At 65.8% G+C, this 22,336-nt stretch carries 18 protein-coding genes and 1 tRNA gene; 8 read left to right on the top strand and 11 right to left on the bottom strand.

All coding sequences use genetic code 11. The features are described from left to right. Window positions 1-46: 46 nt before the first annotated feature. From L2D01_14390 to L2D01_14380, 3 genes are all read left to right on the top strand, one after another. On the top strand, window positions 47-2,221 hold the full coding sequence (locus L2D01_14390; protein ID WBQ10060.1) for a primosomal protein N': 2,175 nt from the start codon (window positions 47-49) through the stop codon (window positions 2,219-2,221). 97 nt (window positions 2,222-2,318) lie between these two features. After that, window positions 2,319-2,816, top strand: coding sequence for a 5-(carboxyamino)imidazole ribonucleotide mutase (gene purE / locus L2D01_14385; protein ID WBQ10059.1), 498 nt, complete (start codon window positions 2,319-2,321; stop codon window positions 2,814-2,816). A 1-nt stretch (window position 2,817) separates the two neighbouring features. Beyond that, window positions 2,818-3,897 carry a 5-(carboxyamino)imidazole ribonucleotide synthase gene (locus L2D01_14380; protein WBQ10058.1) on the top strand — a complete coding sequence of 360 codons (1,080 nt, stop codon included), beginning with the start codon at window positions 2,818-2,820 and terminating at the stop codon, window positions 3,895-3,897. On the opposite strand, the gene L2D01_14375 is transcribed toward L2D01_14380, so the two are convergent. Then, window positions 3,888-5,249 (bottom strand): dicarboxylate/amino acid:cation symporter, encoded by a 1,362-nt coding sequence (locus L2D01_14375; protein WBQ10057.1) that lies wholly within the window; start codon window positions 5,247-5,249, stop codon window positions 3,888-3,890. The two genes, L2D01_14380 and L2D01_14375, sit on opposite strands and share 10 nt — an antisense overlap. A 231-nt stretch (window positions 5,250-5,480) precedes the next feature. On the opposite strand from L2D01_14375, the gene L2D01_14370 reads away from it, so the two are divergent. Beyond that, complete coding sequence (locus L2D01_14370; GenBank protein ID WBQ10056.1) at window positions 5,481-7,718, top strand: TonB-dependent receptor; 2,238 nt, start codon at window positions 5,481-5,483, stop codon at window positions 7,716-7,718. An 86-nt stretch (window positions 7,719-7,804) separates the two neighbouring features. On the opposite strand, the gene L2D01_14365 is transcribed toward L2D01_14370, so the two are convergent. From L2D01_14365 to hslU, 7 genes are all read right to left on the bottom strand, one after another. Further along, window positions 7,805-8,206: a F0F1 ATP synthase subunit epsilon gene (locus L2D01_14365; protein WBQ10055.1), complete on the bottom strand. Its 402-nt coding sequence runs from the start codon at window positions 8,204-8,206 to the stop codon at window positions 7,805-7,807. 36 nt (window positions 8,207-8,242) lie between these two features. Continuing rightward, window positions 8,243-9,682: a F0F1 ATP synthase subunit beta gene (gene atpD / locus L2D01_14360; GenBank protein WBQ10054.1), complete on the bottom strand. Its 1,440-nt coding sequence runs from the start codon at window positions 9,680-9,682 to the stop codon at window positions 8,243-8,245. A 63-nt stretch (window positions 9,683-9,745) separates the two neighbouring features. Continuing rightward, on the bottom strand, window positions 9,746-10,630 hold the full coding sequence (locus L2D01_14355) for a F0F1 ATP synthase subunit gamma (protein WBQ10053.1): 885 nt from the start codon (window positions 10,628-10,630) through the stop codon (window positions 9,746-9,748). 60 nt (window positions 10,631-10,690) lie between these two features. Continuing rightward, a complete protein-coding gene (atpA, locus tag L2D01_14350) occupies window positions 10,691-12,223 on the bottom strand; it encodes a F0F1 ATP synthase subunit alpha (GenBank protein WBQ10052.1) in 1,533 nt (510 codons plus the stop codon). Between the two features lie 4 nt (window positions 12,224-12,227). Next, entirely contained in the window at window positions 12,228-12,788 is a 561-nt protein-coding gene (locus L2D01_14345; GenBank protein ID WBQ10051.1) for a F0F1 ATP synthase subunit delta, read from the bottom strand. Window positions 12,789-13,280: 492 nt separating this feature from the next. Continuing rightward, window positions 13,281-13,583, bottom strand: coding sequence for a type II toxin-antitoxin system ParD family antitoxin (locus tag L2D01_14340; GenBank protein ID WBQ10050.1), 303 nt, complete (start codon window positions 13,581-13,583; stop codon window positions 13,281-13,283). Window positions 13,584-13,667: 84 nt separating this feature from the next. Then, complete coding sequence (hslU, locus tag L2D01_14335) at window positions 13,668-14,972, bottom strand: ATP-dependent protease ATPase subunit HslU (protein ID WBQ10049.1); 1,305 nt, start codon at window positions 14,970-14,972, stop codon at window positions 13,668-13,670. 64 nt (window positions 14,973-15,036) lie between these two features. Between hslU and L2D01_14330 the strand changes: the two genes are divergently transcribed. From L2D01_14330 to L2D01_14315, 4 genes are all read left to right on the top strand, one after another. After that, the gene (locus tag L2D01_14330) at window positions 15,037-15,996 is read left to right on the top strand and encodes a hypothetical protein (protein WBQ10048.1); all 960 of its coding nucleotides are present in this window, start codon (window positions 15,037-15,039) and stop codon (window positions 15,994-15,996) included. Between the two features lie 53 nt (window positions 15,997-16,049). Continuing rightward, window positions 16,050-16,529 (top strand): glyoxalase, encoded by a 480-nt coding sequence (locus tag L2D01_14325; GenBank protein WBQ10047.1) that lies wholly within the window; start codon window positions 16,050-16,052, stop codon window positions 16,527-16,529. Between the two features lie 92 nt (window positions 16,530-16,621). Then, window positions 16,622-19,195 (top strand): valine--tRNA ligase, encoded by a 2,574-nt coding sequence (locus tag L2D01_14320; GenBank protein ID WBQ10046.1) that lies wholly within the window; start codon window positions 16,622-16,624, stop codon window positions 19,193-19,195. 11 nt (window positions 19,196-19,206) lie between these two features. Then, on the top strand, window positions 19,207-19,623 hold the full coding sequence (locus tag L2D01_14315; GenBank protein WBQ10045.1) for a DUF1330 domain-containing protein: 417 nt from the start codon (window positions 19,207-19,209) through the stop codon (window positions 19,621-19,623). Here L2D01_14315 and L2D01_14310 read toward each other — a convergent pair. From L2D01_14310 to udk, 3 genes are all read right to left on the bottom strand, one after another. Further along, window positions 19,609-21,264, bottom strand: coding sequence for a Na/Pi symporter (locus L2D01_14310; GenBank protein WBQ10044.1), 1,656 nt, complete (start codon window positions 21,262-21,264; stop codon window positions 19,609-19,611). The two genes, L2D01_14315 and L2D01_14310, sit on opposite strands and share 15 nt — an antisense overlap. Window positions 21,265-21,466: 202 nt before the next feature. Continuing rightward, window positions 21,467-21,542 (bottom strand) — tRNA-Thr (locus L2D01_14305). A 116-nt stretch (window positions 21,543-21,658) separates the two neighbouring features. Continuing rightward, the gene (gene udk, locus L2D01_14300) at window positions 21,659-22,333 is read right to left on the bottom strand and encodes a uridine kinase (protein ID WBQ10043.1); all 675 of its coding nucleotides are present in this window, start codon (window positions 22,331-22,333) and stop codon (window positions 21,659-21,661) included. Window positions 22,334-22,336: the final 3 nt, after the last annotated feature.

Genomic DNA, 22,336 nt, shown 5'->3' with positions numbered 1-22,336 from the left:
GGTGGGGCGTGTGATTCCCCCGCGAGCGGAGGCCCGTGCGCCCGCCATGTCCGCCCTGTTGAGCGTCAAGGCGTCGGTTCTCTTTCCGATGCCCTTGCCCGAACCGTTTGACTATGCGGTCCCGGAGGGCGTGGAGGTGCGCCCGGGCGATCACGTGGTGGCGCCGCTGGGCAAACGTTCGGCGGCGGGCGTGGTCTGGGCCGTCAGCGCCGATGACGGGTCGCGCAAGCTCAAATCCATCGAGGCGGTGATCGGCGGGCCGCCGCTAAGCGAAACCACCCGGCGCTTTATCGACTGGAGCGCGCGCTATCTTGTGGAGCCGCCCGGCGTGGTCCTGCGCGCGGTCCTGCGCAGTCCGGGCGCGTTGCGGCCCTCGCCCATCGAAACAGTTTACCACCTCACCCACGCAACGCTCGCCCGCCTGACCCCGGCCCGCCGCGCCGTGCTGGACGCCGCGGCTGAAGGCCCGGCCACCGCCGCCGAGCTGGGCCGCCGGGCGGGTGTGTCCAGCTCGGTCGTGTCGGGGCTAGCTGAGGCGGGCGGCCTGCGGGCCGAGGACATCGCCACCGATCCGCCCTTCGCCGCGCCTGATCCCGAGCAGGCCGGTCTGGAGCTGACAGATCTTCAGGCCAGCGCCTCGGCGGCGCTGAGGCGCATGGCGGCGGCGGGCGGGTATCAGGCGGCCTTGCTCGACGGGGTGACCGGATCGGGCAAGACGGAGGTGTATTTCGAGGCCGCCGCCGAAATCCTGCGCCGCGAGCCCGACGCCCAGGTTCTGGTCCTTCTGCCCGAGATCGCCCTCACTCAAGCGGTGACCCGCCGCTTTGAGGAACGCTTCGGCGCCGAGCCCGCTGTCTGGCATTCGGGGATGTCCGACAAGGCGCGCCGCCGGGTCTGGCGCGAGGCGGCGTCGGGACGCGCGCGCATTGTGGCCGGCGCGCGCTCGGCGATCTTCCTGCCCTTCGCCAAACTGCGCTGCATCATCGTCGATGAGGAGCATGATCCGACCTACAAGCAGGACGAGATGCTCGCCTATAACGCCCGCGATCTGGCGGTGGTCCGCGCCAAGATCGCCGGCGCCCTGTGCGTGCTGGCCAGCGCCACGCCGTCCATGGAAAGCCTCGTGAATGCCGAGACCGGCCGCTACGTCCATGTGCGCCTGCCCGCCCGCGCCGCCGGGGCGGTCCTGCCCGAGATCGAGCTGATTGATCTGCGCGAGCATCCGCCGGAGACAGGCGAGTGGATTTCGCCCGTGCTGGCGCGCGCCGCCGCCGAGACGCTGGCGCGCGGCGAGCAGGTGATGTTCTACCTCAACCGGCGTGGCTACGCCCCGCTGGTGCTGTGCAAGGCCTGCGGCCACAAGATGAAAAGCCCGCAGGCCGACCGCTATCTGGTCGAGCACCGCTATACCGGGCGCCTCGTCTGCCACGTCACCGGCTTTTCCATGCCCCGGCCAGAGGCCTGCCCGTCCTGCGGCGCGAAGGACAGCCTGATCAGCGTCGGCCCGGGCGTCGAACGTGTCGCCGAGGAAGCCATCCGGCGCTTTCCTGACCAGCGCGTGGAAGTGTTCTCCTCCGACACCGCGCAGGGACCCGACGCCGTGCGCGACATGGTCGCCCGCATGGAGAGGGGGGAGATTGATATTCTGGTCGGCACCCAGATCGCCGCCAAGGGCCATAACTTCCCGCGCCTGACGCTGGTGGGCGTTGTGGACGCCGATCTGGGTCTGGCGGGGGCTGATCTGCGAGCCGGCGAGCGTACCTATCAGACCCTCGTGCAGGCGGCGGGCCGGGCCGGCCGCGCCGACCGGCCGGGCCGGGCATTATTGCAGACCTGGAACCCCGAACACGAGGCGCTGCAGGCGCTCGCCGCCGGGGACCGGGAGGCGTTTCTGGATGCGGAGCGGTCCGTGCGCGAAATGCTGCGCCTGCCGCCGTTTGGACGCCTCGCCGCGATGATCGTGTCAGGCCCTGACCCAGAGGCGCTGGAGGCCATTGCGCGCACCATAGCCGCGGCCGCGCCACTGGCGGACGGGGTGGAGGTGTTCGGCCCCGCCGACCCGCCGCTGGGTGTTGTGCGCGGACGATGGCGCAAGCGCTTCCTGGTCCAGGCCGACCGGCAAGTGGATATCTCGGCCTATATGCGCGCCTGGGCAGAGCGGTTCAAAACCCCGCCCTCGATCCGGGTGAACCTGGATATCGAGCCTTATTCCTTCTTGTAGACGCTGGCTTTGCAGGGCGGCGCTCGCCTGTTTTCCTTGACCTGACCGGGCGCGCTTGTATTGTCCCGCGCTTTCCAGTCACCCGGCAGGCTTCATCATGACCAATCGCGCCGCAGCGGCGCCCGTCGCCATCGTCATGGGTTCGCGTTCGGACTGGCCGACCATGAAGGCGGCCGCCGCGATGCTGGACACGCTTGAGGTCAGCTATGACGCGCGCGTGGTCTCAGCCCATCGCACGCCGGACCGGCTTGTGGACTTCGCCAGTGGCGCAGCAGAGGCTGGCGTGAAGGTGATCATCGCGGGCGCAGGCGGCGCGGCGCATTTGCCGGGCATGGTCGCGTCCATGACCTCCCTCCCGGTGCTGGGCGTGCCCGTGCAGTCCAAGGCCCTGTCCGGGCTCGATTCCCTTCTGTCCATCGTGCAGATGCCCGGCGGTGTGCCCGTAGGCACGCTGGCGATCGGCGAGGCGGGCGCGAAGAATGCCGGCCTCCTGGCCGCATCCATCTTGGCCTTGTCCGATCCCGCCCTGATGGCCCGGCTGGACGCCTGGCGCGCCGCCCAGACCGCTTCGGTGCCTGACAGCGTCGAGGACTGAGGTGAGCGCGCTGAAGCCGGCAGACCGCATCGGCATTCTCGGCGGCGGCCAGCTCGGACGCATGCTGGCGCTGGCCGCGGCGCGCCTGGGTCTCGACGTGGTGATCTATGATCCCGAGCCCGATTGCCCGGCGTCCCGGGTGGCGGCGGAGCATGTCTGCGCGCCCTATGAGGATCTGGAGGCGGTCGCCCGTTTCGCCCGGTCCGTCTCAGCCGTGACCTTCGAGTTTGAAAACGTGCCGGTGGACAGCGCGCGCGAAGCGGCCCGTCACGCGCCCCTGCGTCCGGGCGCCCGGGCGCTGGAGACGGCGCAGGACCGGCTGACTGAAAAGACCTTCCTCAACGCCCATGGCGCGCGCACGGTGGACTTCCGCGCCGTAAACAGCGCCGGTGACGCCCGCACGGCGCTGGCGGAGCTGGGCGCGCCGGCGATCCTGAAGACAAGGCGCTTCGGCTATGACGGCAAGGGCCAGGCGGTGGTGCGCAGCGCGGATGAGGCTGCCGCCGCGTTCGTGCGCTTTGAATCCCGGCCGGCCATCCTGGAGGCCTTCGCGCCGTTCCGCCGGGAGCTGTCGGTCGTGGCCGCGCGGGCCCTCGATGGCGAGGTGCGCGCCTTTGCGCTGTCTGAAAACCGCCATGCGGGCGGGATTCTGCGCGAGAGCCTTGCGCCCGCTCATGTCAGCGCGGCGGCTGCAGCAGAGGCCGGCCGCACCGCGCACACCATTTTGAGCGCGCTCGATTATGTCGGCGTCATCGCGGTGGAGTTGTTCGAGCTGGAGGACGGGTCGCTGCGGGTCAATGAGATCGCGCCGCGCGTCCACAATACCGGCCACTGGACCATGAATGCCTGCCAGACCTGCCAGTTTGAACAGCATATACGCGCCGTCGCGGGCTGGAGGCTGGGCGATGCCGCGGCGCACTCAGGCGCGCGGATGATCAATCTGATCGGGTCCGACGTGGACGACTGGCCGCGCTGGCTCGCCGAGCCGGGCGCTCACCTGCACCTGTACGGCAAGCGCGAAGCCCGCGAGGGCCGCAAGATGGGGCATGTCACCGTGACCGGTCCGCTCGATCAGGACTGACGGGCCTCAGCCGCGTCCAGCTCCTTGCCGTTGCGGGTCAATATTCGCGTGGCGGCCAGATCGCCCGTCACGTTGACCGCGGTGCGCGCCATGTCGAGGAAGCGGTCCACGCCCAGCACAAAGACCAGCCCCTGAGGCGGGATGCCGAAGCTGACGATCAGTCCGGACAGGATGGCGATGGACACGCCCGGCGCCCCTGGCGCGCCGATGGAGGCGGCGACCAGCGTGGCGATCATGAAGGCGACCTGGAAGGGATCAAGGCTCACCCCGGCGATCTGGGCCACGAAAATCACCGCGCAGGCCTGATAGAGAGCTGTACCGGCCATGTTCACCGTCGCCGCCAGCGGGATCACAAAGCTCGCCGTGGACGAAGGCGCATGTAGTTTCTCCACCGCTGTGCGGATGGAGAGCGGGATCACGGCAGCGGACGACGAGGTGGAGAAGGCGAGCAGCTGCGCCTCGCCGATGGCGCGCTGAAACGCCAGCGGGCTCATCCGTCCAAATAGGGCGACGCAGGCGTAGTAGAGCAACAGTAAGCCCGCCAGCCCCGCCAGAACCGTTCCCACATAGGCCCCCAGCGCCACCAGCGATTCCGCGCCCAGCCGGGCCAGCAACTGCGCCGTCAGGCCGAACACGGCGTAAGGCGTGATGTACATCGCCCATTTGACCACGGTCATGGCGACTTCCAGCAGGCCTTCCAGAACCCGCAGCAACGGATCGAGCCGGGTCTTGTTGGGCGAGGCGACATAGGCTGCGCCCAGGAAGATGGAGAAAATCACCACCGCCAGCATCTCGCTCTCCACCATGGAGGCGAGCGGGTTGTCGGGCACCAGCGCCGCAATCATGCCCGGCGCCTCCATCGCCATCTGCGCGAACGGATCAGCGGCGGCCGCCGCTTCCGCCGGGTCCGGGCGCAGACGCGGTACAGGGATAACATCAGCGGCCACCAGCGCGCCGGGTTTGAAGGTGAGGGTCAGGACCGCGCCCAGCGCCGCCGCCGCCGTGGTGGTGGCCCCGACGAAAATCGCCAGCCTGCCGCCCACGGCGCGCAGGCGCGCGGGGTCTGCCGCCCCGGCGGCGAGGCCCAGAATGATGGAGCTGGCCACCAGGGGCATCAGCACCATCTTGATCATGGCCAGGAAAATATGCCCGGGCAGGGCCATCCATTCGCCGAGCGTGGCGGCGAGGCTGCGGCTGACCAGTCCCGCTTCCGGTCCCAGCATCAGCCCGGTCCCCACGCCCAGCACCAGCCCGATCAGCACCTGCGCCCACAGGCGCGAACGCACCCAGCCCTCCAGCGAGCGGGTCAGCATGTTGTAGCGGATGCGCCGGGGCGGGCGTGGTTTGATCATCGTCATCCTGTGTGCGGGCTGCGATCCGGTACGCATCCGGGTCAGCGTCATAACATGATGCGCGCTGCGGATCGAAAGCCGGGCCGGGCGCACAGACATCAGCCGGCGGTCAACGCACGCCGCGGCCAAAAGGATTCAACTGCAATTCATTCTCATGCGCTCTGGACCGGGCGGTGCGCTTCCTATAGCTGAGAATGCCTCTCAAGAACGCACCCGGGGACTCTCATCGCCATGAAAACCACGCTTCTGTCGAGCGCCGCTATCGCGCTCCTCGCCGCCCCTGCCATGGCGGACGCCGCGGCCAACACGGACGCCGCCACCAGCACGGACACCATCGTCATTGTCGGCCTCAAGGGCGATGCGCGCGAAGTGGCCGGCTCGGCGGCGGTGATCACCACGCAAGAGCTTCAGATTCAGGACTACAGCGATCTCAACCGGGTGCTGCGCGCGATCCCCGGCATCAATATCCAGGAAGAGGACGGATACGGCCTGCGCCCGAATATCGGCCTGCGCGGGGCGGGCCTCGACCGTTCGGCCAATGTGCTGATCATGGAGGATGGCATTCTGGCTGCGCCGGCCCCCTATGCCGCGCCCGCCGCCTACTACACCCCCTTCATGGGCCGCATGGCTGGCGTCGAAGTGATCAAGGGCGCGGCTGGCGTGCGTTATGGCCCGCGCACCCAGGGCGGCTCCATCAACCTGTTCTCCACCCCGATCCCGGACAACTTCTCAGGGCGCGTGGCGGTCACGGTCGGCGAGGAAGACGCGCGGCGCATCCACGCCTGGACCGGCGGCATGACTGAGACCGCGCCGGGCGTGCGTCTGGGCGGGCTGCTGGAGGTGTTCACCGACACTGCGGACGGCTTCAAGACCATTGATTTTTCAAGCCAAACCACGGGCTTCGATCTCGCTGACTATGGCGGCCGCCTGCGTCTGGAGATCGACGGGACCGGCGTCACCCACAGTATCGAGGCGCGCTACCAGACCTCGGACGAGACGTCGGACGAGACCTATATGGGCCTGACGGACGCGGACTTCGCCGCCAGCCCGTACCGGCGCTATGCCGCCAGCGCCAATGACCAGATCAATGTGGACCAGTCGCGCTATACACTGACCTGGAACGCCGATTTCGACAGCGGACTGCGCGTCACCGCGCTGGCCTACCGCAACGAGGTGGACCGCAACTGGTTCAAGGTCGAAGGCGTCAATGCCGGGGGCGGGCGCCGCTCGCTGGGCGCGGTGCTGTCCAACCCGTCCGGCTTCGCGGCGGAGTACGCTGTCCTCACGGGCGCGCCCGGCTTTGTCTCCAACGACAATGCGATCATCTCGCGCAATAACCGCCGCAGCTATTACGCCGAAGGCCTGCAGGGCGAGATCGCCGGGGATGCGGCCTGGCTGGGCGCGCAGCATCGCTGGCGCATCGGCGTGCGCGCCCACCGCGACCAGGAAGACCGCTTCCAGGAGGAGGTTTTCTTCCGCATCGACAATTCCGCTCTGGTGCAGACCGGCCAGCAGACGCCGGGTCAGCAGGCCAACCGGGTCAGCACCGCTGAAGCGCTGGCGGTGTTTGTCCAGAACGACATCACGATCAATGACCGCCTCACCCTGACCCCCGGCGTGCGTTTCGAGCGCATCGAGGGCGAGCGGCTTGACTATGCGGCCACCGACCCCACCCGCAGCGGCGCCCCGACCGTGCGCACCAGCACCGATGAGGTGTTCATCCCGGGCGTGGGCGTTCGCTACGATGTCACTGACGCCGTCACCCTGTTCGGCGGCGTGCACCGGGGCTTCTCCCCGGCCGCACCCGGCTCCTCCAGCGAGGCGGAGACGGCGGTCAACTGGGAGGCCGGCGCGCGCTGGACCGGCGCAGCCGGTTATGCCGAGGCCGTCGGATTCTATAATGATTACGAGAACCTTCTGGGCACCTGCACGGCGTCCACGGGCGGGGGCTGCACCATCGGTGACCAGTTCGACGGCGGCGAAGTGCGCGTGCGCGGGCTGGAACTGTCAGCCGGCGCCGATCTGGCGGCGTTCGCCAATGTCGATGGCGTCGCCATCCCGGTGCGTCTGGCCTATACGCTCACCGACGCCGAGTTCGAGACGGCGTTCCAGTCCGGTTTCGGGCCTTGGGGCAATGTCCAGTCGGGCGACGAGCTGCCTTATCTGGCCCAGCACCAGTGGTTCGCCTCCATTGGACTTGAGCGCGGCCGCCTGGGTGGCGAGCTGGCGCTGACCTGGCTTGACGAGCGCCGCACAATGGCCGGTCAGGGCGCCAACCCGGCCGGCACGGGCCTTGAGTCCTTCGCCGTGGCCGATCTGGCCGTGTGGTACGATCTGACCGACGCCCTGGGCGCCCGGGTCCAGGTGCGCAACCTCACCGACGAGGTCTATGCCGCGTCGCGTAGCCCCGCAGGCCTGCGCCCCGGCGCCCCGCGTGCGGTGCTGTTCGGGCTGGCGGCGAATTTCTAGGGCCGGTCCTGAAACCTGAGACGAAAAAGGCCGCGTCCCTCAAGGGACGCGGCCTTTTCATGTCTTGGGTCGGCGACGTGCCGGCGTCAGTGCGTCAGCACGTTGAACAGCGCTTCCAGCTTGTCGATTTGCGCCTGGGCGGCATCACGCTCCATGTCGTCACGCGCCATGGCAAGCGTTTCGCGCGCCTGCTGCAGCTCCACGGCGACGGCATCCGCGGTGACGGTATCCAGCGCGATGGCTTCCTCCGCGAGGATGGTAAGACCTCCCGGCGTCACTTCGGCGAAGCCGCCATGGATGAAGGTGCGGGTGACCGCGCCGCCATCATGGATCGCGATGGCGCCCGAGCGGATCGTGGACATGAAGGGCGCGTGGCCCGCCAGCACGCCGAAATCGCCCAGCTCGCCAGGCACCACCACCATGTCCACCTCGCCCGCAAAGACGCGCTTTTCGGGCGAAACGAGGTCGAATTGAAGCTTGTCAGCCATGGCCTGGTCTTTCTTGTCCCTGGACCGGAAGCGGGCTTACGCCGCTTCCGCCGCCAGCTTCTCGGCTTTCTTCACGGCGTCCTCGATGGTGCCGACCATGTAGAAGGCCGGCTCGGGCAGGTGGTCGTACTCGCCGTTGCAGATCGCCTTGAACGAGCGCACGGTGTCTTCGATCGGCACCTGGATGCCCGGCGAGCCGGTGAACACTTCGGCCACGTCGAAGGGCTGGGACAGGAAGCGCTCGATCTTGCGGGCGCGGGCCACGGCCAGCTTGTCCTCTTCGGACAATTCGTCCATGCCCAGAATGGCGATGATGTCCTGCAGCGATTTGTAGCGCTGGAGGATTTCCTGCACACGGCGGGCGGTCTGGTAGTGCTCTTCGCCCACGATGCGCGGCTCAAGGATGCGCGAGGTGGAATCGAGAGGGTCCACAGCCGGGTAGATCCCTTTTTCCGAGATCGCGCGATTGAGCACCGTGGTCGCGTCGAGGTGCGAGAAGGTGGTGGCCGGGGCCGGGTCGGTCAGGTCGTCGGCGGGCACGTACACGGCCTGCACCGAGGTGATCGAGCCTTTCTTGGTCGAGGTGATGCGCTCCTGCAGCGCGCCCATGTCGGTGGACAGGGTCGGCTGATAGCCCACCGCCGACGGAATGCGGCCCAAGAGCGCCGACACTTCCGCGCCCGCTTGCGTGAAGCGGAAGATGTTATCCACGAAGAACAGCACGTCCTTGCCCTCTTCGTCGCGGAAATACTCCGCTTGGGCCAGACCCGACAATGCCACGCGGGCGCGCGCGCCCGGCGGCTCGTTCATCTGGCCGAACACCAGCGCGCAGCGCGAGCCTTCCACCGAGCCGTTATTGGCTTTGGGGTCCACGTTGACGCCGGACTCGATCATTTCCCAGTAGAGGTCATTGCCTTCACGGGTGCGTTCGCCGACGCCGGCGAACACCGAATACCCGCCGAACAGCTTGGCGATATTGTTGATCAGTTCCTGGATCAGCACGGTCTTGCCCACGCCCGCGCCGCCGAACAGGCCGATCTTGCCGCCCTTGGCGTACGGGCAGAGCAGGTCGATGACCTTGATGCCGGTGGGCAGGATTTCCGCCTCGGTGGACTGCTCTTCGAAGGTCGGCGCTGAACGGTGGATCGACGCCATGGCGACGCTGTTAACCGGGCCGGCCTCGTCGATCGGATCGCCGGTGACGTTCAGGATGCGGCCCAGCGTGCCCGGTCCCACCGGCACCTGGATCGGCGCGCCGGTATCGGTCACGTCCTGACCGCGGCGCAGGCCTTCGGTGGCGTCCATGGCGATGGTGCGCACAGAGTTTTCACCCAGATGCTGGGCGACTTCGAGCACCAGCTTGCGCTCGCCGTTGGTGGTCTCCAGCGCGTTGAGGATGTCCGGCAGTCCGCCTTCGAACTCCACGTCCACGACCGCGCCTGTGACCTGTACGATCCGGCCTTTAAATGTGCTCATCTTGCTCAGCCTCTTCTTGTCCCGGGGCGGCGCGGTCGCGCCCGCCCGATAGTGTGTGATGCGCTAGACCGCCTCGGCGCCGGAGATGATCTCGATCAGCTCCTTGGTGATCTTGGCCTGGCGGGTGCGGTTGAATTCCAGTTTCAGCTTGTCGATCAGCTCGCCGGCATTGCGCGTGGCTGAATCCATGGCCGCCATCTTCGCGCCCATCTCGCCGGCCGCATTCTCCAGCAGCGCCGAGAGAATGACCGTCTTGATATAGCGCGGCAGCAGGGCGGCGAGGATCTGTTCCTCGTCCGGCTCGTACTCGTAGATCGCGCCCTTGAGATCAGGCTTCGGCACGCTCTCGTCAATGGCGTCGCGCGCCGGGATCAGCACCTGGGCGCGCGGCTTCTGGGTCATCACCGAAATGAATTGCGAGCTGATCACCTCGCACACGTCGAACTCGCCCTCGTCAAACAGCGACACGATACGGTCGCCGATCTGGCCGGCCACCGCGCCGTCCAGCGCCTTCACGGTCCGAAGCTCGATCACGCCGATGATCTTGTCGGCATGCAGGCGCTTCAGCGCGTCTGCGCCCTTCTTGCCGACGCACAGGATTTTCACTGTCTTGCGGGCGGATGTCAGGGCCGCAATGCGCTCGCGGGCGAGGCGGGCGATATTGGTGTTGAACCCGCCGCACAGGCCGCGGTCAGCCGCCGCGACGAGCAGCAGGCGCACCTCGTCCTTGCCGGTTCCCACCAGCAGGCGCGGCGCTGTCGGCCTATCGGCGGCCGTGGCGAGATTGGCCATCACAGCCGCCATGCGCTCGGCATAGGGACGCGCAGCCTCAGCCGCGTCCTGCGCCTTGCGCAGCTTGGCGGCGGCGACCATCTGCATCGCCTTTGTGATCTTCTTGGTCGAGTTGACCGAGCTGATCCTGTTCTTCAGTTCCTTGAGGCTGGCCATGATTTCCGTGCCGCTCGTGTCAATTCAGTCGCCGGCGGCCTGAACCGCCGGCGCAGAGGATCAGGCAAAGCGCGAGGTGAAGGTCTCGACCGTGCTTTTCAGCTTGGCCTCGGTGTCGTCGCTGAGCTTTTGCTCCTTGCGGATCGTGGCCAGCAGGTCGGCCTTGTCGGCATGAAGATGGCGCAGGAAGTCCGCCTCATACCGGCCCACATCACGCGCCGGAATCTTGTCGAGATAGCCGCGCGTACCGGCATAGATCACGCAGACCTGCTCTTCCATGGACAGCGGCGAGAATTCGGGCTGCTTGAGGAGCTCGGTCAGGCGCTCGCCGCGGCCCAGCATGCGCTGGGTGGCGGCGTCCAGATCGGAGCCGAACTGGGCGAAGGCGGCCATTTCGCGATACTGGGCGAGCTCGCCCTTCATCTTGCCGGCGACCGACTTCATCGCCTTGGTCTGGGCGGCCGAGCCCACGCGCGACACGGACAGGCCGACGTTCACCGCCGGGCGGACGCCCTGGTAGAACAGCTCGGTTTCCAGGAAGATCTGGCCGTCCGTGATCGAGATCACGTTGGTCGGAATATAAGCCGCCACGTCATTGGCCTGGGTCTCGATGATCGGCAGCGCCGTCAGCGACCCCGAGCCGTGCTCTTCATTGAGCTTGGCGGCGCGCTCCAGCAGGCGCGAGTGCAGGTAGAACACGTCGCCGGGATAGGCTTCGCGGCCAGGCGGGCGGCGCAGCAAGAGCGACATCTGGCGATAGGCCACGGCCTGCTTGGACAAATCGTCATAGACGATCAGCGCATGCATCCCGTTATCGCGGAAATACTCGCCCATGGCGCAGGCGGTGAACGGCGCCAGGAACTGCATCGGCGCCGGGTCCGAGGCGGTGGCGGCGACCACGATGGTGTAGTCCAGCGCGCCTTTTTCCTCGAGCGTCTTCACGATCTGGGCGACGGTGGAGCGCTTCTGGCCGATGGCCACATAGACGCAATAGAGCTTCTTGCTCTCGTCGTCGCTTTCGTTGATCTGCTTCTGGTTCAGGATGGCGTCGAGCGCGATGGCGGTCTTGCCAGTCTGGCGGTCGCCGATGATCAGCTCGCGCTGGCCGCGTCCGACCGGGATCATGGCGTCAATGGCCTTGATGCCGGTGGCCATCGGTTCGTGCACGGATTTGCGCGGCAGAATGCCCGGCGCCTTCACGTCCACGATGCGGCGCTCGGCCACGTCTTTCAGCGGACCCTTGCCGTCAATCGGCTCGCCCAGCGCGTTGACGACGCGGCCCAGCAGGGCCTTGCCGACGGGCGCGTCCACGATGGAGCCCAGACGCTTGACGGTGTCGCCTTCCTTGATGCCCCGGTCTTCACCGAAGATCACGCAGCCGACATTGTCGCGCTCCAGGTTCAGGGCCATGCCCTTCACGCCGCCGGTGAACTCCACCAGCTCGCCGGCCTGGACCGCGTCCAGCCCGTGCACGCGCGCGATGCCGTCGCCCACCGACAACACCTGACCGACTTCGGACACGTCCGCAGCGGCGCCGTAATTCTTGATCTGCTCTTTGAGAATGGCGGAGATTTCCGCAGCCCGGATGTCCATGGCGTCAGGCCTCTTTCAACGTTTTGCGCAAGCCCTCGAGCTGCGTGCTCAGGGAGGAATCAAACAGGCGCGAGCCGACCTTGACGATCAGCCCGCCGATCATGTCCGGCCGAACTTCGGCGCGGATTTCAACGTCTTTGCCCAGCGCGGTCTTCAGCGCCTCGGCCAGTTCCTTGAGCTGGGCGGCGCTCAGCGCATCGGCGCTGGCCACCTCGGCCGTCAGGGCGCCGCGGCGCTTGGCCGCCAGCACGGCGAAGGCGCGCGCCATATCGCCCAGTCCGCCAGCCCGGCCATTGCGGGCGGCGACTGCGACGAAGCGCCGCGTCAGGTCGTGGAATTTGAGCGCATCGGCGAGCTTGTCCAGCGCGGCGGCCTTGTCGCCGGTCTTGTGGACCGGGCTGGCCATGGCCCGCTGCAGCGCGTCTGATTGCGCAAAGGCGGCGGCCAGCGCCGCCATATCGGCTTCGGCGGCGTCAAGCACGCCTGCCTCATCCGCCAGTTCGAAGAAGGCGCGCGCATAGCGCCCGCCCGCTTCGCTCGTGATCGCATCCTGTCCGGTGGTCACCGTTAGCGCCGCTTTCTTCTCATGATGCCCGTCTGCGGGTCGCGCCCTGAAGGCCGACGCAAACGATTGAAGGACCGTAAGTTTTTAGACGGCGCGACTGGCCTGAGCCCAAGCGTCCGTTAGAACCCGGCGCCGAACTAGCACAGGGGGATGCAGGCGGCAACACCGCGCGCAGGGCCGCTGCAGGGTGAGGGGTGGCTAAGCGCCTGACTGGAGCGCGGGTCCGGGGTCCTGGCGGGAATGAAGAACGCGGACAATGGTGACGGCATCGGGGTCTGCGATGTAAAAATCACGTGCGACCCGGCGGGCCAGGCCCGCATGTTTTCACTCAAATCGTCCCGGCTGCGCCCAGAGAGCGGCCGCTCGCCAACGCTGGCGATGGCGGCTCGCAGCAGACCCATATAGCGCCGCATCTGCTCGCTGCCCCATTCATGCAGAGTGTAAGCGCCAATCGACCGCAGGTCCGCATGCGCCGATTGCGCGATGTTGACCTTAGCCATGGACCGCCGCGGACTGCTCGGGCGTGCGCGGCTCTTCTGGCATGTCCGCAGCCTCTGATTCGATCTCGGCCATCAGCGCATCAAAGTCGAGTTCGCTGACCCGGCCGTGCTTGACATCCTCAAGGCCCTTGTCGATCTCGGCGCGCAAGGCGTCCAGCTTCTCCTGATGGGTTTGCTCGGCGCGCATCTGGGTGCGCAGGGCCTCGCGGATCACCTCGCTGGCATTGTTGTAGAGGCCGCTCTCCACCTTGGCGCGGACCCAGGCTTCCAGTCGGTCGGTGAGGGAAATGTGCATGGCGGCCTCCGGCGCAAAGTGACGCCGTGACCATACACGCTTTGACAATGTTTGTCGCTATGGCGCCCGCCTGATGGCGGCGCGCTAGAGAATGAACTTCGACAAATCGGCGTTCTTCGCCAGCGATTCCACGCGCGCTTTCACATAGGCCGCGTCGATCACCAGCGCGTCGCCGGACCGGTCAGACGCCGTGAAGCTGATTTCCTCGACCACTTTTTCCAGAATCGTCTGAAGCCGCCGGGCGCCGATATTCTCGATGCTGGCGTTCACCTCTGCGGCATAGTCGGCGACCGCATCGATGGCGCTGTCATCAAACGACAGGTCAAAGCCTTCGGTCTCCATCAGCGCGACATACTGGGTGACCAGGCTGGCTTCGGGCTCTGTGAGGATGCGGCGCAAATCGTCGCGGGTCAGCGCCTTGAGCTCCACCCGGATCGGCAGGCGGCCCTGCAGCTCGGGCAGGAGATCGCTGGGCTTGGTCACGTGAAACGCGCCCGACGCGATAAACAGCACGTGGTCAGTCTTCACCGGCCCGTACTTGGTGGCCACGGTGGCGCCTTCGATGAGGGGCAGGAGATCGCGCTGCACGCCTTCGCGCGACACGTCCGCGCCGCGATTGTCGGCGCGGCCGGCGACCTTGTCGATTTCGTCGAGGAAGACAATGCCCTCGTTTTCCGCCAGCCTGATCGCGTCGATCTGGATCTGGCTTTCATCCAGCAGCTTGTCGGCCTCTTCATTGATCAGGGGCGCATAGGCGTCCTTCACGCTGGTGCGCACGGTCTTGGAGCGCCCGCCCATGCCCTTTCCCAGCATGTCCGACAGATTGATCATGCCCATGCCGCCGGGCATGCCGGGAATGTCGATATTGCTGAAGGGCGAGGAATCATCCGCGATCTGGATCTCGATATCGCGATCGTCCAGATCGCCGGCGATGAGCTTCTTGCGGAAGGATTCACGGGTCCCGGGGGAGGCGTCGGCGCCGACCAGCGCATCCAGCACGCGGTTCTCCGCCGCCTCGTGGGCCTTGGCCTTGACCTCTTCACGCTTGGCGTCGCGCACGATGGAGATGGCGACCTCCACCAGATCACGCGCGATGGAATCCACGTCCCGGCCCACATAGCCGACCTCGGTGAACTTGGTGGCCTCGATCTTCAGGAAGGGCGCGCCGGCGAGCTTCGCCAGGCGCCGGGAAATCTCGGTCTTGCCCACGCCGGTGGGGCCGATCATCAGGATATTCTTCGGCGTGACCTCCTCGCGCAGCCCCTCGGCCAGGCGCTTGCGCCGCCAGCGATTGCGCAGCGCGATGGCCACCGCCTTCTTGGCCTCGGACTGGCCGACAATGTGACGGTCGAGCTCGGAGACGATCTCGCGGGGAGAATAATCGGTCATTTTTCTCTTTCCATGTTGAGATATTGCAACTAAAGATGCAATCCGCTGCAACAAGGCGGGGACCATGAAGGCATTTCGTGAGATTTTGCGGAACCTGTGGAAGGCATACCTTGCGATTGGTATCGTCACATTAATCCTAGCAGTGGTGTACCATCAATGGTTCATTCCAGCATCTTGGTGCGATGAAAACGCGTGTGTAGTATTTGACAACCGCGACCATTTTTCGGCGTTCTATATAACATGGCTAGAAGACGTAATTTTCTTTTCACTTATTGGCATACCGGCAGTCTGGATAAGTCTGCGAAAACCTGATGACGATCATATAGAACACAGATTTAATTATTTGTTCAATAGCGATGACGCGCGCAGTCATAATATAGTTAGAGAATTTAATGAAGTCTTTACGAAGATGTCAGCATTCTGCACTCAAGCGAATATCAAAATTCGGCTTTCCGAGTTTATAGAAAGCGGAGACATAATAAAAGTCGAAGCCCAATATCAAATGTACATATCCAATATGTACAAAGATCATACTTATAAAGACCCGGCTCTCGGAATTATAATAGAAATTGATAAAGATGTCGAGAATATCGAAATGCTTGGAGAGGTGACGCTATTGAGAACAATGAAAAATAATATACCAAATGATTACATTTCATCACCAATCCGCTTAAGCAAAAGCAGAAAGTCATTCGAGAAAAAGATAGAGTTGGAGATCGATCCAAATGGCTCAGTTCTATATGAATTTGGTTTCTTTTTATATATAAGAAATGATGATGACTTTTGGGTAAAAGTTGATCGATATACGAAAGATGCCAGTATAACTATATTGAATGATGTGATCGGAACAGAACTCATTGTGAGTTCTGGCGCTGACGGGTTTCTAAAACCTGCGGCGCCGATCTTGCCAGCGGAAAAGCCGACGTCCATATATGAGGGTAGGATGGAGTCGCACAAACCTGTGACTTTTCATTTGAAGCTTTCGAAAGCTTCGAACTCGCCGGAGGAAGCAGATGAGAAATAAGATAGCACACTTTATCCGTGGCGGCGGTGGCGGTGCTAGTGGCGCCAACATAAGTGCACAGATGGGCGGCGGCGGCGGCGGTGGCGGCGGGTGAGGTAAGGTTTCCGCGCTTTCACCTCGCCTTCCCGGTGCATGATCTGGCCGCGGCGCGCGCCTTCTATGCCGGCGTTTTGAACTGTCCGACGGGCCGCGAAAGCGAGTCCTGGATCGATTTCGATCTGATGGGCCATCAGGTGGTGGCCCATCTCTCGCCCGGCGACTGTACGCCGGTGGGCGCGGGCGGGGTGGATGGCCAGGCGATCCCGGTGCGCCATTTCGGGCTGATCGTGGACTGGGAATTGTTTGATGAGCTTGCCGCCCGGCTGAAAGCGGCGGCGGCGCCCTTTCTGGTCGAACCCTATCTGCGCTTCGCCGGATCGCCGGGCGAGCAGAAGACGTTGTTTGTCGCCGATCCCAGCGGCAATGCGCTAGAGTTCAAGGCGTTCCGGGACGAGGCGATGATCTTCGCTACCGATGGCCGCCTGTTCGCCTGAGCTTGCGGGCGGCGCGCGCTTTTGCGCGGGCGCGAAATCGTCTAAGACCGCCAGCCAATCCCTGCCGCTCCAGACATCACGGTCCTGCGCCCATGAAACCGTTTCCCGATTCCTATGACGCCAAGGCCAATGAGGCCGCGCTGCGCGCGCGCTGGGCGCAGGATGACGCCTTCCGCTGGGATCCGGCCCGTCCGGCTGACACCGATTATGTGATCGACACCCCGCCTCCGACCGTGTCGGGCCATCTGCATGTGGGCCATGTCTATTCCTACACCCAGGCCGACATCACGGCGCGCTATATGCGGATGAGCGGGCGCAATGTGCTCTATCCCATCGGCTGGGACGATAACGGCCTGCCTACCGAGCGCCTGGTGGAGAAGGTGCGCAAGGTGCGCGGCGGCACCATGGCGCGCGATGAATTCGTGGCGCTGTGCCGCGAGGTGATTCCCGAATACGAGCAGCAATTCCGCGATCTGTTCTCGCGCCTGGCGCTGAGCGTGGACTGGAGCCGTGAATACCAGACCATCTCCGATGAAAGCCGGGCGGTGTCGCAGATGTCCTTCCTGGACCTGTACCGCAAAGGGCTTCTTGAGCGCCGCCTGGAGCCCACCTTGTGGGATCCGGCCGACCGCACCGCCATCGCCCAGGCCGAGGTGGACGAAATCGAGCGCGACGGCCTGCTCAACTACATCGCCTTTGAAACTGAGGGCGGCGGCGAACCGGTGGTGATCGCCACCACGCGGCCCGAGCTCATTGGCGCGTGCGGCGGGCTGATGATCCATCCCGATCACCCGCGCGCCGGTGAGCTGATCGGCAAGCGGGCTGTCAGCCCGCTCTACCGCGTCCCGGTGGAGATCTACGCCGAGCCCAGCGTCGACCCTGAAAAGGGGACCGGCATCGTGATGTGCTGCACGTTCGGCGACGTGACGGACATTCAGTGGTGGCGCACCCACAAACTGCCGCTGCGCATGGTGATCGATCAGGCTGGCAAGATGATCGCCGAGCTTCCCATCGGCACTGGCGACTGGCAGAGCCTGGACCCGCAGGCCGCGCGCGACGTGACGGCAGCGCTGGCCGGGCAGAAAGCAGCCAAGGCCAAGGAGATGATCCTTGAGATGCTCAAAGCCGCAGGCGTGGTGTTGAAGCAGGAGCCGACCCGGCAGGTGATCCCGGCGGCCGAGCGCTCGGGCGCGCCGCTGGAAATCATCGTGACCCCGCAATGGTTCATCCGCACGCTGGACTTCAAGGACGAGATCCTGGCCAAGGGCCGGGAGATCAATTGGCGTCCCGCCTATATGCGCCAGCGCTTTGAAAGCTGGGTGGAGGGGCTGAAATGGGACTGGTCAATCTCCCGCCAGCGCCATTTCGGCGTGCCTTTGCCGGTCTGGTACTCCAAGCGTCCCGGCGAAGAGGGCAAGATCATTGTCGCGTCGAAAGACGAGCTGCCGGTTGACCCCACCTTGCAGGCGCCAGGTGGCTACGAACCCCACGAGGTGGAGGGCGAGCGCGATGTGATGGACACCTGGGCGACCTCGTCGGTCTCGCCCCAGCTGGTCACGCGGTCGATCAATGCCGATTTCGCGTTCGACTTTGAGAGCCACAAGCGCCAGTTCCCCATGGCCCTGCGCCCGCAGGCCCATGAAATCATTCGCACCTGGGCGTTCTACACCATCGTGAAGGCGCTCCATCATGAGAACGTGACTCCCTGGAGCGACATCGCCATTTCAGGCTGGTGCCTGGCCGGCGACGGATCGAAAATGTCCAAGTCCAAGGGCAATGTGACCGATCCGATCAAGCTCTTGGACGAATACGGGACGGACCCGGTGCGCTACTGGACGGGGACCTCGCGCCTGGGCCAGGACACGGCCCTGTCAGTCAATACGCTCAAGCAGGGCAAGCGCCTGGTCACCAAGCTGTGGAACGCGTCCAAACTCGCCCACATGGCGATCAGCGCAGCCGAGGTGCACGGGGCGCTGGAGCCGGTTTCGCCGCGCGCCGACATCGAGGCGGGCCTGATCAGCCATCCCATGGATGTCTGGCTGATGGGCAAGCTCGCCGAGACCGTGCGCAAGGCGTCCGAGGCGTTCGAGAGCTATGAATACGCCGCCGCCCAGCGCGCCATCGAAAGCTTCTTCTGGAGCGATTACTGCGACAATTATCTGGAGATCGTGAAACGCCGCACCCGGTTTGAGGGCGCCCCCAGCGATGAAGAGCGCTCGGCCGTGCTGACCCTGTGGCACGCCAGCGACGCGCTGATCCGCCTGTTTGCGCCGTTCATTCCGTACGTCACCGACGCGCTCCACGCCATCTTCCATGGCGAGGAGGCGGGCACGGTGCATGCCTGCGGGATGTGGCCGAAACTGGCCGATCAGGCGGACGAAGCCGCCTTCCGCACTGAGGGCGAGGCCTTCCTCGAAGTGCTGGGCGCGGCGCGCAAGGTGAAGTCCGAAGCCCAGCTGTCCATGAAGACGCCGGTCACGGTGCTGACGGTGATTGGCGAGGGCGCGCTGACCGATCTGATCGGCGATACGGTCGAGGACCTTAAAGCCGTGACCAGCGCCGAACGCGCCGAGCGGGCGCCGGCGGCGCCGGAGGGCGCCCGTCAGGCGTCAAGCCCGGACGAGCGCCTCACTGTGGCGCTTGTGCTGGCGCCGCAAGAAGGCTGAGGGGGCCTGCGATGACCCATATCGATCCCGAACGCGCGGCCTTTGAGGCGTTCAAGGCCCTGCCGCGCGACGAGCCGGTGGAGATGCTCAATCTGATCGCCCTGCATGACCGCGCCGCCTATCCCGACGGGCGCGCGATCAGCGGCGCTGACGCCTACCGGCTCTATGGCGAGACCTCCGCGCCGGTGTTTCAGCGTGTCGGCGGGCGCATCCTCTGGCGCGGGACGCCGCGCTGCGTGCTGATCGGACCCTCAACCGAGCAGTGGGACCTGGCCTTCATCGCCGCCTATCCCAGCGCCTCCGCGTTTCTGGAAATGGTCACCGACGCGTTCTATCAGGCCGAGGCCGTGCCCCACCGCCGCGCCGCCGTGCGCGACAGCCGGCTGATCCGCAACGCGCCGTCCGGCGCCGGGTCAGCTTTCGGCTGAGGCTGTGTCTGCATCGGCGGCCTCGGGCTCCACAACTGGCAGGGCGGGTCGCCACGGGTGCAGACGGCGATGGGCCTTGATCACCGTGTCGCATATCTGCCGGATGCGGCGCGCATGCATCAGGGCCGGATCCACTGCGCTGACGGCCAGATCGCCCGACGCGACGCCATTGAGCAATTCAGCCTTCACATCGCTATAGGCGGCCTGAAACGTGCGGTCCAGGCTGCGGGCCCGCGTCTCAAATCCGGCCTCGTCGAGATTGCTCACGTCCAGCGCCAGGACGGCGTGCAGCGCGTGCTGAAGGCCCGTCCACGCCTCGCTCTGGCCAAACCGGCCGGGCGGCGCCGTGTCGGACGCGATCTCGGCCGACAGCATGGCCAGTTCTTCCAGATGCTGCAGGGCGCGCACCAGATCGGGCACGGCCGCTGTGACGCTGCCGGGTAGGGCTGAGGCATTCATGCGCGCCAGAAACGCCCGGATCTGCTCGCCCAGCTGCATCAGCCCGTCCCGGCGCAGTTTCAGGCGGGTCTTGGCCATGGGCTGGGGCCCTGCCGCCTCGCGCACCAGGTCGAGCGTCAGGCCGGTCATGCGCACCAGCTCCTGGGCCAGCGCATTGAGCGCCAGGCTGGGCACGGGCAGGGAGGTGGGGTCGAGATGGACCGGCCGCGCCAGCGTCTCGTCTTCTGTGACGAAACGGGTCGACAGCCACGCCACCGCCCGGCCCACCAGCGGCCAGGCCAGCGCCACGCCCGTAACATTGAACAGGGTGTGGAACAGGGCGAGCGTTGCGGGCGTGTCCTCAGAACCCAGCACCAGCCCGGCCAGCTCACGCGCGGCCGTCAGGAGCAGCGGCAGTGCTGCCAGCGCCACCAGGGCGGCGAACACATTGAACGCGATATGGGCGCTGGCCACCCGGCGGGCGGGCGCGCCGGCGCCCAGCGCGGCGAAGACGGCGGTGGAGGTGGTGCCCAGATTGGTGCCGATCACGGCGGCGGCGGCGAACTCAAGCGGGAAGGCCTGGCCGGCGCTGGCGGTGAGCACAATGGCGATGGCGGCGCTGGACGACTGGGTCAGCACCGTGACCAGCGCGCCCAGCGCCACGAAGGCCAGAATCGAGAGAATGCTGGCGGTTTCCGGGGTAATCGACGCCAGCGCCGGGGCCAGGTCGCCAAACCCGGTCTGAAGCACGCCGACGCCGAGGAAAAACAGGCCGAATCCGGTCAGCGCCCGCCCCGATCCGGCGATGCGCGCCCGCTCGCCGGCGCCCAGCGCCAGCGCCATGCCGATCCCGATCAGCGGCAGGGCCAGTGCGCCCACATCCACCTTCACCCCGACCAGCGCCACCAGCCAGCCGGTCATGGTGGTGCCCACATTGGTGCCCAGGATCACCCATACCGCCCGGCGCAGGCTCAACAGGCGCGCATTGACGAAGCCCACCGTGGCCACGGTCACCGCGCTGGACGATTGAACCACAGCTGTGATCAGCACGCCCAGCGCAAACCCGCGCACGCTCGACTTCGTCCAGGTCTGCAACAGGGTGCGCAGCGCGCCGCCGGCGGCGATCTTCAACCCGTCGGTGAGCAGTCCCATGCCCAGCAGGAACAATCCGATCCCGCCGGCAAGCGTCAAAACCGCCATCATTGACGTCCGCTCCGCTAAGCTGCTCCGGGTTCGGACAATACAGCGATTTGACGACGGATGGAGCGGGCAGGGGCAGCGGGGGTTGTGAAAGGATATGGTGGGGCCTGGCGGATCAAATTCGAACCGGCAGGGTTCGCAAGGGCGAACGCCCGCCCGCAGCGTCAACGAGGATTGACTGAGCGGAGCGAAGGAGAATGGAAAATGGTGCCGCTTGCGTGACTCGAACACGCGACCTACGCATTACGAATGCGTTGCTCTACCAGCTGAGCTAAAGCGGCTCTGGACCCGGCGCGTGGCCCGGTTCAGCGACGGCGGAACCTACCCTTGAACGCCGGGACGGGCAAGCGGGCAGTGAAGCCCGGTTTCAGCGCTCGATACCCCGCTGTTTTGAGCCTCACCCTTGCTCGTCCCGGAACCGCGCGATGGCGTCGCAGACCGGGCGCGACAGGCTTTCGAAGAACGCGGTCAGGTGATCGCTGGGGCGCGCGGCGGCGGCGTCATTGCGGATCACCAGATGGGCGTGTTCGCGGCCCGGCGCGGTCCATTCATGGTGCATGGGGCGCACGGTGCGCAGATACTGGCCGACCACCGACTGGGGCGTACGGCCGCGCTCATTGACGTCGCGCAAGAGGCGGCGCGCCAGGCGGATATCATCGGGCGCATCCACATAAACGCGCAGGTCGAAAAGGTCGCGCACCTGCGCATCGCAGAACAGGTGAATGCCTTCCACGATGATCACATCGGCCGGTTCGATGCGGCGCGTATCGGCGCGGCGGCGGTGAATCGTGAAGTCATAGATCGGCGCCTTGACCGGCTTGCCGTCCTTGAGCGCCGCCAGCTGGCGCGCCAGCAGGGCATGGTCGCGCGAGGCCGGATGGTCAAAATTGAACGCCGCCGGCTCGAAATCCGGTTTGGCGCCGTGGTCGCCGTAATAATCATCCTCGGCCATGACCAGCGCCGACAGGGGCGCGGCAGAGCGGGCGGCGGCGCGCGCGATCTCGGTCTTGCCCGAGGCAGACCCGCCGGTGACGCCGATCAGCAGGCGTTTCTTCGGTGCAAGCAGGCTCATGGG

Source organism: Hyphomonadaceae bacterium ML37, from assembly GCA_027627685.1.
In the GTDB taxonomy this organism is placed as follows: Bacteria; Pseudomonadota; Alphaproteobacteria; order Caulobacterales; family Maricaulaceae; genus Oceanicaulis.
Note: the sequence above shows the minus strand (reverse complement) of the source record. Positions and strands in the feature narration are given on the sequence as shown.